Here is a 12,959-nt window from a genome sequence, read left to right as displayed (position 1 = left end):
GGGGAAGCCCGGTCGGCTCGGGAACTCGTCCCACCCCTGGAGCCCGTATCCGAGGGGAGTCGCAGAACCGGGCTCCGGGGTGGCCAACAGAGTCGTCCCGGAGTGGTGTTGGGGGCATCGGGGGAATCCCTTGACTCGGCCACCCGCCCGCCCCGGCCGTTGTCACCGGGCCGGCCGGCGCCTACGGTGCCCCCTCGTGAGGCCAGACACGGACATCGACGGCAACGCCCGGAATCGGGCGGGTACGTACTCGGGACCGGGCGCGGCGGGTGCGGGGGTGGGTACGGGAGCCGGTGCGGCCGCCCGCGTCGTCGCGGTGCTGGAACGCGAAGGGCGGGTCTCGCTCGCCGGGCCCTGGGGCGCCGGCAAGACGACCCTCCTGGAGGAGGTCCTGCGCACCCTGTCCGCCCCGCCCGAATCGCCTGCCCGCCCCGACGGGCCCGGCCGGACGGTGCTGCGCGTGACCACCGTCGAGGGCGATCAGGAGCACGCCTTCGGCGCACTCGCACAGATGCTCACCCACTGCACCCCGGCCGAACTCGGCTCCCTCTCCGGCGCGCAGGCCCGGGTGGTCGACCGGATCCTGCACCGCGGCGCACAGGACCCCCTCGACGCGTCCGCGCAGTTGCCCGCCCGGATCGCGGTGACCGCACTGCTCGGCGCGGGCGACCGGATCCTGTCCGTGGACGGCGCCCAGTGGCTCGACGCGGCCAGCGCCGACGTACTCGGCTACGCGCTGCGCACCCTGGCACCCCCGCGGCTCACCGCGATCATCACCGAACGGGTCCAGGGCCGGGCCCAGGCGGCCGCGCGACTCCTCGGGGGCCACCCCACCCAGATCGACGTCCCCCTGCTCGACCCCGAGGAGACGGCCGCCCTGCTCTGCGCCCACGGCCTGCCCACCCGCTGGGCCGGGCCGCTGCAGAGCCACTGCGGCGGCCACCCCCTGCTGACTTCCCTGTCCTGCAAGGCACTTGCCGCCCTCCCCGCATCGGAGCTCCGGCGGCCCGCCATGCCCGCGCAGGCGGTCGACGCGGCCGAGACCTGGCTGCGGGCCACGCTGTCCGCGCCCGCCCGGCACACCCTGATGCTGGCCTCCCTGACCAGCCGCCCCACGCTGCGCCTCCTCCTGAGGGCGGGCCGCTCCGACGCCGAGGAACACCTGGCCCAGGCGAGGGCCGCCGGAGTGCTGCGGGCCGCCCCCGCGGCCGGTGGCCCGGCCTTCGCCGGCCCGGCCGTCGCGGGCCCGACGATGCCTGCCTCCGCAACCACCGCCCCCGCCGACGCCGTTCAGTTCCCGGCGGAGGCCCTGGCCCAGGCCGCGGCCCGCTCGGAAGGCCGCCCGCGACGGGTGTCGGCCCACCTGACGCTCGCCCTGGCCGTCGGAGACCCGGTCCACGAGGTCCGCCACCGGGCACTCGCCGCGGACCTGCCCGACCAGGGCCTGGCCGAGGACACGGAAAGTGCCGCGGCCACCGCCCGCGGAGCGGGCGAACGGGCCCTGGCCGCCGAACTCTTCCTGCTCGCCGCCGAGATCACCCCGCCGACCCGGGCCGCCCTGCGCATCCGGCGGCTCTCCTCCGCGGCCCAGGAAGCGGCCTGCGCGGGCTCCGTCGACATTGCCCGGCAGGCGGCCGACGCCCTGACCGCGACCCGGGCGGACCCCGCCGACCAGGTCACCGCACTGCTCGCCCTCTTCGACGCCCACGGCCAGGCCCTGGCCGGCCTGGAACCGCTGCTGGCCCGCTGCCGGGAGCTGGCGGCGGGCCACCCCGAGCTGCTCGCCGCCGTGGAGCTGCGTGCCGCGATCGCCGCCAACCTCGCGCACGGAGCCCCCGGCCTGGCCCTGCGCGCGGCCACCCGGGCCGCCGAACTCGCCGCGGTCGGCGGCCACCGCCCCCTGCAGGCCGCCGCGCTGACCATGCGGGCCCGGATGGAACGCGTCCTCGGCGCCGCCGAAGCACCCGACACCCTCACCCGGGCCCTCGCCCTCGGGATCCCCGCCCAACACTTCGGCATCCGCAACAGCGCCCAGTACCTCGCCGCCCGCCACGCCGTCTTCGACGACCGGCTCCGCGAGGCCCGTGAGCGGCTCGTGGAACTCCTGGCCCTCGCGGACCACGAGGGCGAAGCCGAGGACCTGGTCGACATCTGGCGCAGCCTCGCCGAAGTCGACACCCGGCTCGGCGCGTGCGCCCCCGCGCTGGCATGGGCCGACCGGGCCGTGCGGCTGTCCACCACCGCGGGCCTGTCCATGGGGCCCGCCTGGTACACCGCCGCGCTGACGCAGAGCGCCGCCGGATCCTTCGCCGCCGCCCTGCGCACCGCCGCCTGCGGAGCCCGGGCGTCCCAGGAGGAGGGCGACGGACTGTACGTCGCGCGGAACCTCTGGGTCATGGGCGCGGTCCAGCTCCACACCGGGGACGCGGCCGGAGCGGTGGCCTCGCTCACGGCCGTCGCCGAAGCCGAGGAGCAGGCCCCGGCGGCCGACCCCGGCATGTTCCGCTGGCGGCCCGACGCGGTGGAGGCCCTCACCTGCGCCGGCCACCTGACCCGGGCCCGCGAGCTCCTGGACCGCGCCCGCCCGGCCGAAGGCCCACCCGACCCCGGCACCGGCCCCGGCCGCGACTCGGGGCCCGCCCCCGGTCCCGGGTCCGGTCCCCGGGCCGCACTGGACCGTGCGCACGGGATCCTGCTGGCCCGCACCGGAGCCGGGGACGAGGCGGCCGAGCTCCTGAGCCGGGCGGCAGCCGCCTTCGAGGGACTCCACCTGCCGCTCGAGCAGGCCCGTACGCTACTCGCCCTGGGCCGGGCCGAACGGTCCCGTAGGCGACAGGCCGCCGCACGCACGGCCTGGGAGGCGGCCCAGGCCGTCTTCGACGGCACCGGGGCCCGCCCCTGGCAGGAGCTCACCCGCGAACTGCTCGACCGGGCGGGCGGAGCGGCCCCCGCGGGGACGGGCCCCGCCGCCGGCGCGTCCCCGCGCGGTACCCGGCTGACCGATTCGGAGTCCCGCCTGGCGGACCTCGTCTGCCAGGGGGTCACCAACCAGCAGGCGGCCCAGTACATGTTCATCTCGGTCAAGACCGTCGAAGGCATGCTCAGCCGCATCTACCGCAAGCTCGGAGTCCGCTCGCGCACCCAGCTCGCGGCGGCCCTCACCGCGACCCGAGCCGGCGGCCGTGCACCTCAGGGCCCGTGCCTCGTCCGACCGGCAGAGGCTGACTGAAATTCCAGTCAGATAGGATCCGGTGCCCATGACGACAGAACGCCCCGTTACCGCCCCCCATCTGCACGCCCTGGCCGCCGACGACCCGCACGAGGTCGGCGGTTATCGCGTTGTCGCACGGCTGGGCGCGGGCGGGATGGGGCGCGTCTACCTCTGCTACACCCCGGGCGGACGCCCCGTGGCGCTCAAGGTCGTCCGGCCCGAACTCGCGGGCGACCCCGAGTTCCGCCTCCGCTTCGCCCAGGAAGTGGCCAGCGCGCAGCGGATCCACGGGCTCTACACCGCCCAGGTCGTCGACTCCGGAGTCGACGCCGCCCTGCCCTGGCTGGCCACCACCTACGTGCCCGGCCCCTCGCTCCAGCAGGCGGTGAACCGGTACGGCCCGCTGCCGCTGCGCACCGTGCTCCTCCTCGTCGCCGGCATAGCCGAGGCGCTCCAGGAGATCCACCGTGCGGGCGTGGTCCACCGCGACCTGAAGCCCGCCAACGTCCTGATCGCGGCCGACGGGCCGCGCGTCATCGACTTCGGCATCGCGCGCGCCGCCCACGCCAGTCGGCTCACCAGTACCGGACTGCGCATCGGCTCGCCCGCCTTCATGGCCCCCGAACAGGCCCTGGGCCGGGCGGCCACCCCGGCGACCGACGTCTTCGCGCTGGGCGCGCTCGCCGTGTACGTGGCCGGCGGCGCGCCGCCCTTCGGCGAGGGCCCCGAATCCTCCTCCCTCTACCGGGTGGTCCACGAGGAGGCCGACCTCACCCGGGTCCCGGTCGAGCTGCAGGAGCTGCTCCGGCACTGCCTGGCCAAGACCCCCGAGCACCGGCCGACCACGGCCCAGGTGATCGAGGCCGTGCGCCGCCATCCCGCGGTCGGCGGGCAGCTGCGCTTCGCGGACGACTGGCTGCCGCAGCAGGTCAGCAGCGAGATCCTGCGCCACGCGGACCTGCCGGTGGCGCCCGCCACCGCACCCCCGGGCCCGCCGCCCGCCACCGCGCTCCTGACGGCCTTCGAATCGGCGCACACCATGGCCGCCCCGGGCGCCCCCCACCCCCAGTCGCAGCCGTCGCCCCCCGCACCGTCCCGCGGCCGCCGACGGGAAGCGTCCGGGCGCCGGACGGGGATCCTGGTGGTGGCGGCGGTCGTCGCCGCGCTGCTCGCCGGGGCCGCGGGTGCGTTCGTACTGCTCGACGGGGACCCGGATCCGGGGGCCGGGGACGAGGGCTTCGCGGATGCCGCCGGGCCGGTCCCCACTCCCAGCGCCACTCCCAGCCCCACGCCCACGCCGACCCCGGCCTCCGTGCCCGGCTACACCGGCGTCTACGCGGGCACCGAGCTGACCTCTCCGGACCAGAGCTACGAGTTCGACCTCAAGGGCGGCCGGGTGGCGCCGCAGGATTCCGTTTCCTGGTACGTCGGGCGGACCGCCACCGAGTTCTACGTCCCCGAGAACAGCGACGCCTACATCCTGCCGGGCGGCCGCAGCGGGCTCGCCGACTGCCTCAAGGGGATCGAGAGCCAGCCCGTCACGGCGCTCCCGTTCACCACCCTGAAGGCCGGCCGGAGCTTCTGCGTACGCGCTCAGGACAGCCGGGACGTCGGCATACTGACGGTGATCACCACGGGCTCGGGGGAGGGGCCGGTCAAGGTTTCGGTGGACTACTACCACCGGAACGGCTGATTGACTGAAAATCCGGTCAGTGCCACAGTGGGGCGCCGCAGCCGTACGCACCACCATCCACGGAGAGCCCCATGCCCGGGACCAACCCCCTCGCCCCCGCCGGCCGGCGCCTGCTCGTGCCCGCGCTGGTGGCCCTCGCCATCGCCGCCGCGATCGCCGTGGGGATCTGGCTCCAGTACGGCGAACGGCAGGCCATGGACACCCGCTACACGGCGGGCAGTTCGGCCGCGGACCGGATCGACATCAGCGCCTCGGTGCAGCGGGTGGACGCGACGGGCCGGGAGCTCACCCTGCGCCTCCTCGTCACCCCGCACGGCGCCCTGGCGGAGGAGGGCGGGCTGGCCCCCGCGCAGGACCTGGTCCTGCAGACCTCCTCCTCGGTACGCGGGGACCTCTCCTTCAAGGCCCACAACCGGATCTCCGCCGTGGACGTGCCCGTCACCCTGACCGGCGGCTCCATCACCGACTACCCCTTCGACGCCTACGAGGCCGTCATCGAGTTCAGCGCCCAGCAAGGGGGGCGGAACGTCCCCGTGCGCATGGCGCTGTCCAACAGCGACTCGCTCTTCACCGCGCGGGCGGAAACCGTCGACGACCCCGACGCGGCCGTCCTCGACCTCTCCCTCGCACGCTCGAACAGCGTGCTCATCTTCGCCGTCTTCATGATGGCCGCCATGTGGGCCCTCGCCGTCGCGGTCCTCGTAGCCACCTGGTTCCTGGTCACCCGGCGCAAGGGGCTGGTGTGGCCCGCCCTCGGCTGGATGGCCGCCACCCTCTTCGCGCTCGCGGCATTCCGCAACACCGCCCCCGGATCGCCGCCGATCGGCTGCATCCTCGACTACATCGCCTTCCTCTGGGTGGAGCCGGTCATCGCGTTCTGCGTGGTCACGGCGGTCGCCGCGGGCGTCCGGGCCGAATCCGCCGCGGAGAAGGAGTCCCAGGAGTCCAAGAACCCCTGAGCGTCGAACGCCGAACGCCCCCCGAACGACCTTCGAGGTCGCGCGGGGGGCGTTCGGCGTTACAGGGCCGTACGGGCCCGGTCGGCGGGGTCGGGCTCAGGCCGCCGGGGCCGGGTAGGTCGGGTACTCCACGCCGGAGACGTGCTGGACGACCCGGATGACCTGGCACGAGTAGCCGAACTCGTTGTCGTACCAGAGGTAGAGGATCGCGTTGTCGCCGTCGACCTTGGTGGCGCCCGCGTCGACGATCGAGGCGTGGCGCGAGCCGATGAAGTCGCTGGAGACCGCGTCGGGCGCGTTGGTGAAGTCGATCTGGCGGCGCATCGGCGAGGTCAGCGAGACCTCGCGGAGGTAGTCGAGGACTTCCTCGCGGTTGGTCTCGCGGCCCAGGCGCAGGCTGAGGATCGCGATGGAGACGTCCGGCACCGGGACGCGGATGGAGCTGCCGCTGATCGGGGCCTTGAGGTCGGGCAGCGCCTTGGCGACGGCGGAGGCGGCGCCGGTCTCGGTCATGACCATGTTCAGCGGCGCGGAGCGGCCGCGGCGGTCGGCGCTGTGGTAGTTGTCCAGCAGGTTCTGGTCGTTGGTGAACGAGTGGACGGTCTCCACGTGCCCGCGCAGGACGCCGTACTCGTCCGCCATCGCCTTCAGCGGCGGGACGATCGCGTTGGTGGTGCAGGAGGCGCAGGACAGGATCTGCTCGTCCGGCTTGATCGTGTCGTGGTTGACACCGTGCACGATGTTGGGGACGTCGCCCTTGCCGGGAGCCGTCAGGACGACCTTCTCGACACCGGGGCGCAGGTGCTTGGACAGCCCCTCGCGGTCGCGCCACTTGCCGGTGTTGTCGATGAGGATGGCGTCCTTGATGCCGTACGCCGTGTAGTCGATCTCCGACGGGTCGTTGGCGTAGATCACCTTGATCTCGTTGCCGTTGGCGATGATCGTGTTGCTCGCCTCGTCAACGGTGATCGTGCCCTGGAACTGGCCGTGGATCGAGTCGCGGCGCAGCAGCGAGGCGCGCTTGACGAGGTCAGCCTCACCGCCCCCGCGGACGACGATGGCGCGCAGGCGCAGGCCGTTGCCGGAACCGGTCTTCTCGATGAGCAGGCGGGCGACGAGGCGGCCGATGCGGCCGAAGCCGTAGAGGACCACGTCGCGGCCCTCGCCGCGCTCGATCTTGTTGTCACCCGTGGCACCGGACACGGCGCCGGCGGTGAACTCCTCCACGGACAGACCGCGGTCGTCCGCCGCGTACGCCGCGGCGAGCATGCCGAGGTCGATCTGCGAGGGGCCGAGGTCGAGCGTGGTGAGCGCCTGCAGGAACGGCATCGTCTCGGTGACCGAGAGCTCCTCGCCGTCGATCTGGCGGGCGAACCGGTGGGTCTTCAGGATGCTGACCACGGACTTGTTCACCAAGGAGCGGCTGTGGAGGAGGATCGTTACGTCCCGCTCCCGGTGCAGCTTCCCGATGACCGGGATCATCGACTCCGCGATCTTCTCGCGGTTCTTCCAGTTGGTGAACGCGTCGTCATTGACAGTCACAGAAATTATCTTTCGAGCTAGGCGGCGCTCATATGCTAACCCGTGGGTCTTTAGTCCCTACAAGCGCCCCCTGCTCCTCCCGCTCCTCCCGCTCAGCCCTCGGCGCGCTGAGTGACGGGAGCGCTGCTCTCATCACCGAGGAACTCGTACCAGCGGCGCTGGAGGCACAGGTAGCGGGTATCGGCCTCGGCCAGGGCGAGGAAGGAATCGACGGTGTCGGCCAGCCGCCGGTGCAGACCCGGATCGGTCAGAGCGCCGTCGTCGTCGAAGGCGGAGTGCGCCGCGGCGAGGCTGAACATGTCGGGGTAGACCCGCGCCCCGAGGTGTTCCAGCGGGATGCGCAGCGCCCACAGGCCGCGGTTCCCGCCGACCATGGAGGGGGACGCCGACACCAGCAGGGTCTGCTTGTCCTTGAAGGGCTGCGGGCGGAACCGCGAGACCCAGTCGACGGCGTTCTTCAGGACCCCGGGCACGGAGGCGTTGTACTCGGGCGAGGCGATCACGAGGGCCTGGGCCGCGACCAGGCGTTCGCGCAGGGCCGCCGCTCCCGGCGGCTGGCCCTCGGCCGCCTCGTCGTCACCGTCGTACATGGGCATGGAGAAGTCGCCGATCCGGGCCAGGTCCACGGTGGCGCCGGACCGCTCCACCTGGCGGGCGAGGAGGGCGGCCAGCCGGGCGTTCACGGAGCCCTCGCGGGAGGATCCCGCGAGGACGAGGACCCGTAGCGCCCCCGGTCCCGTGGAGATGTTCAGGTTGTCCGGGTCGGCCGGACCGACCGGATCGTTCGCGGCGTCGGGGCTGTTGGCATCGGTCACGTGCGGGACCGTACGGGAACCAGGGCGCGCGCCCGCGCCGCGGCGCACGGGGTGTCACCCGGACGGGGTCAGTTGGCTCCCCAGCCGCCGTCCAGCGGGAGGGAGGAGCCGGTGACGTAGCCGGTGTGCGGGCCGCACAGCCAGACGGCGGTCGCGGCGACCTCCTCGGGCTCGATGAGCCGCTTGATCGGGGACCGGGTCAGCATCACCTCCGAGAGGACGTCGCCCGCGCCGATGCCGTGCGCGGCGGCCTGGTCCAGGATCTGCCCCTCGACGAGGGGGGTGCGGACGTAGCCGGGGCTGATGCAGTTGCTGGTCACCCCGTAGGGGGCGGCCTCGATCGCCGTGACCTTGCTGAGCCCCTCCAGGGCGTGCTTGGCCGCGACGTACGCCGCCTTGTACGCGCTGGCGCGCAGCCCGTGCACGCTGGAGATGTTCACCACCCGGCCCCAGCCCGCGGCGTACATGTGCGGAAGCACGTGGCGCAGCAGCAGGAAGGGCGCGGTGACCATCACCTGCTGGATCAGGGCGAAACGCTCGGGCGGGAACTCGGTGATCGGGGCGACGTGCTGGAGTCCGGCGCTGTTGACCAGGATGTCGACGGCGCGGGGCAGCTCCCCGATGGCGGCCGGATCGGCCAGATCGGCCTCGTGGGCCTGCCCGCCCACGAGGGCGGCGACGGCCTTGGCCGCCTCCGCGTCGATGTCGACCACGTGCACGGTGGCCCCGGCCTCGGCCAGGGCGACGGCGCAGGCCCGGCCGATGCCGCTGGCGCCGCCCGTCACCAGGGCCACGCGCCCCAACAGGTGTGGAGCAGAAGGAGATTCGCTCGTCATGGCTCGAAGCGTAGGGAGCGGCCGGGGCCGGGCCCACGGTGTCCATCCCCATACTCGGCTCCGCCGGTATGGGGCCGGCCCCCATGCGCACGCCGTGGGCAAGGGGGCCGTGCGCCGTCAGCCGCCGAGCGGGCAGCTGGTCAGCAGCGTCGCCGGGTCGGCCGTCGGATCCCGGGGGACCGTGTGGCCGGCCGGCGGGCGCACCCCGCGTCCGATCCAGTCCTCCAGCGCCGTGAAGGCGGCGCGATGGCAGGGGGTGAGGGGCCGCAGCCGGTCGGGGAAGGCGTCCACGAGCGAGTCCACGTGGGTGCCGCCCTCGATGCGGTAGTAGCGCAGCAGCCCGCCCCGGCCGGCCCGCCGCACCATCTCGGCGTAGACGTCGGAGTCCTGGGAGATGGGGAGCAGGACGTCGAGGGTTCCGTGCAGGGTGATCAGCGGCTTGCCGATCCGGCCGGTGAGCGCGATCTTCGCGACGGCCTCGTGCACCTGCGCGGGGCGCTGCGCGTAGGCGTAGTCGGCGTCGCAGGCCGGGGTGCCCGGTGCGCAGAAGGGGGTCCCGGCCTCGGCCGGGCCGTCGAAGCCCGGGTCGAGCTCCTCGCGGTAGATCCGCTGGGTCAGGTCCCAGTAGTAGCTGTGGTGGAAGGGCCACAGGAACTCCGAGCCGGCCGGGAAGCCCGCGGCGAGCATGGCCGAGTGGGCCTGCTCGGCCTCCGGTCCGCCGGCCGCGTAGCGGGGGTAGGCGGCCAGGGCCGGCGGCAGGAACGTGAGGAGGTTCGGCCCGTCGGCCCGCCAGAGCGTGCCCTCCCAGTCCACCCCGCCGTCGAACAGCTCCGGATGGTTCTCCAGCTGCCAGCGCACCAGGTAGCCGCCGTTGGACATGCCGGTGGCGAGGGTGCGGGACGGGGGCCGGTGGTAGCGCTGCGCGACGACCGCGCGGGCGGCCCGGGTGAGTTGGGTGACCCGGGTGTTCCACTCGGCGACGGCGTCGCCGGGCGCCTGGCCGTCGCGGTGGAAGGCGACCCCGGTGTTGCCCTTGTCGGTGGCGGCGAAGGCGTAGCCGCGCGAGAGCACCCAGTCGCCGATGGCCCGGTCGTTGGCGTACTGCTCGCGCACACCGGGGGAACCGGCGACGACGAGCCCGCCGTTCCAGTGGTCGGGGAGCCGGATGACGAACTGGGCGTCGTGGTTCCAGCCGTGGTTGGTGTTGGTGGTGGAGGTGTCGGGGAAGTAGCCGTCGATCTGGATGCCGGGCACGCCGGTGGGGACGGCCAGGTCCTTGGGGGTGAGTCCGGCCCAGTCGGCCGGGTCGGTGTGCCCGGAGGCCACCGTCCCCGCTGTCGTCAACTCCTCCAGGCAGTCCGCCTGTTGGCGTTCGGCTCCCGGTGCGTGGAGCCGGGCGCGGCCGGCGCAGTGGGGACCGGCGGCTCCGGCGGTGTTGGTGGCGTCGGCGTCGGCCGGGGGAGCGGCGCCCGTCAGCAGGGCCGTGGCCAGGGCGGTCGCGGCGGCCACGGCCAGGGTGGTGGAGCGGATGGTGGGTGGCACGGAGGGGCCTCCAGAAGGGGCGGGTCGGGGGAGTCTCACGGGCAGTTCGCGTCGGCGATGACGAAGTAGCCGGCGGGTGCCTCCTTCAGCGTGTGCGTGACGAAGAGGTTGTAGAGGCCCATGTTCTGGTGGGAGCCCTTCGCGTAGGCGTAGCTGCCGTCGGTCGTGGCCCGACCCGCCTGCACCTGCTGGTAGTTGTTCGCCTTCCAGCACACCGCCACCGCGCCCGTCGTGCTCACCGTGACCGGCGCCGAACGGGCGCCCACGGCCCCCGTGCCGTCGCGCGCCGCCACCGTGTAGGCGTGGCCCGTGCCCGGGGCGAGGCCGGTGTCCGTGTACGGGGGCGCGCCCGGGGTGGCGACCAGGGTCCCGTCCCGGTGGACGGCGTAGTCGGCGGCGCCCGCGACCTGGTTCCACGTGAGGGTGATGCCGGTGTCGGATACCGCGGCCGGGGCGAGGCCGGTGGGCGCGGGCAGGCCGCTGCCGGGGTCGGTCGCTGAGCCGTCCAGTCCGAAGAACTCCGAGATCCAGTGGCTGGAGCAGATCGAGGCGAGGAAGTAGGGGGCGCCGGTGTGCCCGCACTGCTCGGGACCGGATCCGGGGTCGACCGGGGTGCCGTGGCCGATGCCCGGGACCCGGTCGACCTCGACGGCCACCGTGCCGTCCGCGGCGAGGTACTCCTCGTGCCGGGTGGCGTCGGGGCCGATGGCCGAGGTGCGGCCGGGGGTCTGGGACAGGCCGTGCAGGGCGGTCCACTGGTCGCGCAGCTCGTCGGCGTTGCGGGGGGCGACGCTGGTGTCCGAGTCGCCCTGCCAGATCGCCACCCGCGGCCACGGGCCGGTCCAGGTGGGGTAGGCGTCGCGGACCAACTGGGCCCAGGCGGCAGGGCTCTTGTCCACGCCGGGGTTCATGCAGGTGTAGGGGCCGCTGTCCTTGGTGCAGTCGTAGGGCAGCCCGGCGACCACCGCCCCCGCGGCGAACACGTCCGGATAGGCCGCGAGCATCACCGCCGTCATGGCGCCGCCGGCCGACAGGCCGGTGACGAAGGTGCGGGCGGGGTCGGTGGAGTAGGCGGAGGCGGCGTAGGAGACCATCTGCCGGATGGAGGCGGCCTCGCCCTGTCCGCGCCGGTTGTCCGCGGTCTGGAACCAGTTGAAGCATTTGTTGGAGTTGTTCGCGGAGGTCGTCTCCGCGAGGACCAGTACGAAGCCCTGGCGATCGGCGAGTTCGGGCAGCCCGGAGTTGTCGGCGTAGGTCTGGGCGTTCTGTGTGCAGCCGTGCAGGGCGACCACCACCGGCGGGTGGGCCGGAAGGGAGGCCGGCCGGTACGCGTACATGTTCAGCTGCCCCGGATTGGCGCCGAACCCGGTGACCTGCTGGAGGGTGACGGCCGCGCGGGCGGGGGAGACGGGCCCGGCCAGGACGCCGCCGGCGGCGAACAGCAGGAGCGCGAGGAACCGTACGAGCAGGCGTACGGGGCCTCGTGCGCGGGGCGGGGCCGGAGGTTGGGGTGGGGTGTGGCGCGGGGACATGGCGGCTCCCTGGGGTGACGGGCGGTGCGCGGGCCCGTCGTCGGGGGCCTGCGGTGCCCGTCACCGTAGGAGTGGCCCGGGTCGCGACGGGATGGCATGGGGAGCCACAATCCGGCCACCGCTTGACCGTTCCACAGGGGTTGCGTGAACCGCTGGACGGCTGTTAATGCCGTGTAGTGCCGTGTCAGGCGACGCCGGACGGGATCCTGAGCTCGGCCCCCGTCGCCGCCCGGACCTCCTCCAGGCCGACCCCCGGGGCGAGTTCGCTCAGCAGGAACCCCTCGGGGGTGATGTCGACGACCGCGAGTTCGGTGATCACCCGCTGCACGACGGCCCGCCCGGTCAGCGGCAGCGTGCACCGTTCCACGAGCTTCGGCGTGCCGTCCTTCGCGGTGTGCTCCATGAGCACGAGCACCCTGCGCGCGCCGTGCACCAGGTCCATGGCCCCGCCCATTCCCTTGACCATCTTCCCGGGGACCGTCCAGTTGGCCAGGTCGCCCGAGGCGGACACCTGCATCGCGCCCAGTACGGCGGCGTCGATGTGCCCGCCGCGGATCATGCCGAAGGACAGCGCCGAGTCGAAGAACGAGGCCCCCGCCGCCACCGTGACCGTTTCCTTGCCCGCGTTGATCAGGTCGGGGTCCACCTCGTCGGCGGCCGGGTACGGTCCCACCCCGAGGATTCCGTTCTCGGACTGGAGCACCACCTCGATCCCCGGAGGGAGGTGGTTGGGGATGAGGGTCGGCAGCCCGATCCCCAGGTTCACGTAGGTACCGTCCGCCAGTTCACGGGCGGCGCGGGCCGCCATCTGCTCACGCGTAAGAGTCAT

Annotated in this window: 9 protein-coding genes; 3 read left to right on the top strand and 6 right to left on the bottom strand. The window is 73.7% G+C overall.

Annotation, left to right across the window (positions count from 1 at the left end):
* Window positions 1-196: 196 nt before the first annotated feature.
* The 3 genes from OG490_RS02340 (at window position 197) to OG490_RS02330 (ending at window position 5,863) form a co-directional block, all read left to right on the top strand.
* Window positions 197-3,229, top strand: coding sequence for a LuxR family transcriptional regulator (locus OG490_RS02340; RefSeq protein ID WP_330294589.1), 3,033 nt, complete (start codon window positions 197-199; stop codon window positions 3,227-3,229).
* A 28-nt stretch (window positions 3,230-3,257) separates the two neighbouring features.
* A complete protein-coding gene (locus OG490_RS02335) occupies window positions 3,258-4,904 on the top strand; it encodes a serine/threonine-protein kinase (protein WP_330294588.1) in 1,647 nt (548 codons plus the stop codon).
* A gap of 71 nt (window positions 4,905-4,975) precedes the next feature.
* A complete protein-coding gene (locus tag OG490_RS02330; protein WP_330294587.1) occupies window positions 4,976-5,863 on the top strand; it encodes a DUF4436 family protein in 888 nt (295 codons plus the stop codon).
* A gap of 96 nt (window positions 5,864-5,959) precedes the next feature.
* On the opposite strand, the gene OG490_RS02325 is transcribed toward OG490_RS02330, so the two are convergent.
* From OG490_RS02325 to OG490_RS02300, 6 genes are all read right to left on the bottom strand, one after another.
* Entirely contained in the window at window positions 5,960-7,405 is a 1,446-nt protein-coding gene (locus OG490_RS02325) for a glyceraldehyde-3-phosphate dehydrogenase (protein WP_330294586.1), read from the bottom strand.
* A 92-nt stretch (window positions 7,406-7,497) separates the two neighbouring features.
* Window positions 7,498-8,220, bottom strand: coding sequence for an NADPH-dependent FMN reductase (locus OG490_RS02320; protein WP_330294585.1), 723 nt, complete (start codon window positions 8,218-8,220; stop codon window positions 7,498-7,500).
* Window positions 8,221-8,288: 68 nt separating this feature from the next.
* Window positions 8,289-9,056 carry a 3-hydroxybutyrate dehydrogenase gene (locus tag OG490_RS02315; protein ID WP_330294584.1) on the bottom strand — a complete coding sequence of 256 codons (768 nt, stop codon included), beginning with the start codon at window positions 9,054-9,056 and terminating at the stop codon, window positions 8,289-8,291.
* Between the two features lie 117 nt (window positions 9,057-9,173).
* A complete protein-coding gene (locus tag OG490_RS02310) occupies window positions 9,174-10,598 on the bottom strand; it encodes a 3-hydroxybutyrate oligomer hydrolase family protein (protein WP_330294583.1) in 1,425 nt (474 codons plus the stop codon).
* A gap of 35 nt (window positions 10,599-10,633) precedes the next feature.
* Window positions 10,634-12,130, bottom strand: coding sequence for an extracellular catalytic domain type 1 short-chain-length polyhydroxyalkanoate depolymerase (locus OG490_RS02305; RefSeq protein WP_330294582.1), 1,497 nt, complete (start codon window positions 12,128-12,130; stop codon window positions 10,634-10,636).
* A gap of 184 nt (window positions 12,131-12,314) precedes the next feature.
* The gene (locus OG490_RS02300) at window positions 12,315-12,959 is read right to left on the bottom strand and encodes a CoA transferase subunit B (RefSeq protein WP_330294581.1); all 645 of its coding nucleotides are present in this window, start codon (window positions 12,957-12,959) and stop codon (window positions 12,315-12,317) included.

It is taken from the genome of Streptomyces sp. NBC_00503 (assembly GCF_036346895.1).
Lineage (GTDB): Bacteria > Actinomycetota > Actinomycetes > Streptomycetales > Streptomycetaceae > Streptomyces.
This window is presented reverse-complemented; position numbering and strand designations above follow the sequence as displayed.

What these genes read in the sequence shown, in the direction of transcription:
- OG490_RS02335 (WP_330294588.1), top strand. Translation starts at nt 3,258, where the DNA reads ATGACGACAGAACGCCCCGTTACCGCCCCCCATCTGCACGCCCTGGCC.
- OG490_RS02330 (WP_330294587.1), top strand. Translation starts at nt 4,976, where the DNA reads ATGCCCGGGACCAACCCCCTCGCCCCCGCCGGCCGGCGCCTGCTCGTG.
- OG490_RS02315 (WP_330294584.1), bottom strand. Translation starts at nt 9,056, where the DNA reads ATGACGAGCGAATCTCCTTCTGCTCCACACCTGTTGGGGCGCGTGGCC.
- OG490_RS02305 (WP_330294582.1), bottom strand. Translation starts at nt 12,130, where the DNA reads ATGTCCCCGCGCCACACCCCACCCCAACCTCCGGCCCCGCCCCGCGCA.
- OG490_RS02300 (WP_330294581.1), bottom strand. Translation starts at nt 12,959, where the DNA reads ATGACTCTTACGCGTGAGCAGATGGCGGCCCGCGCCGCCCGTGAACTG.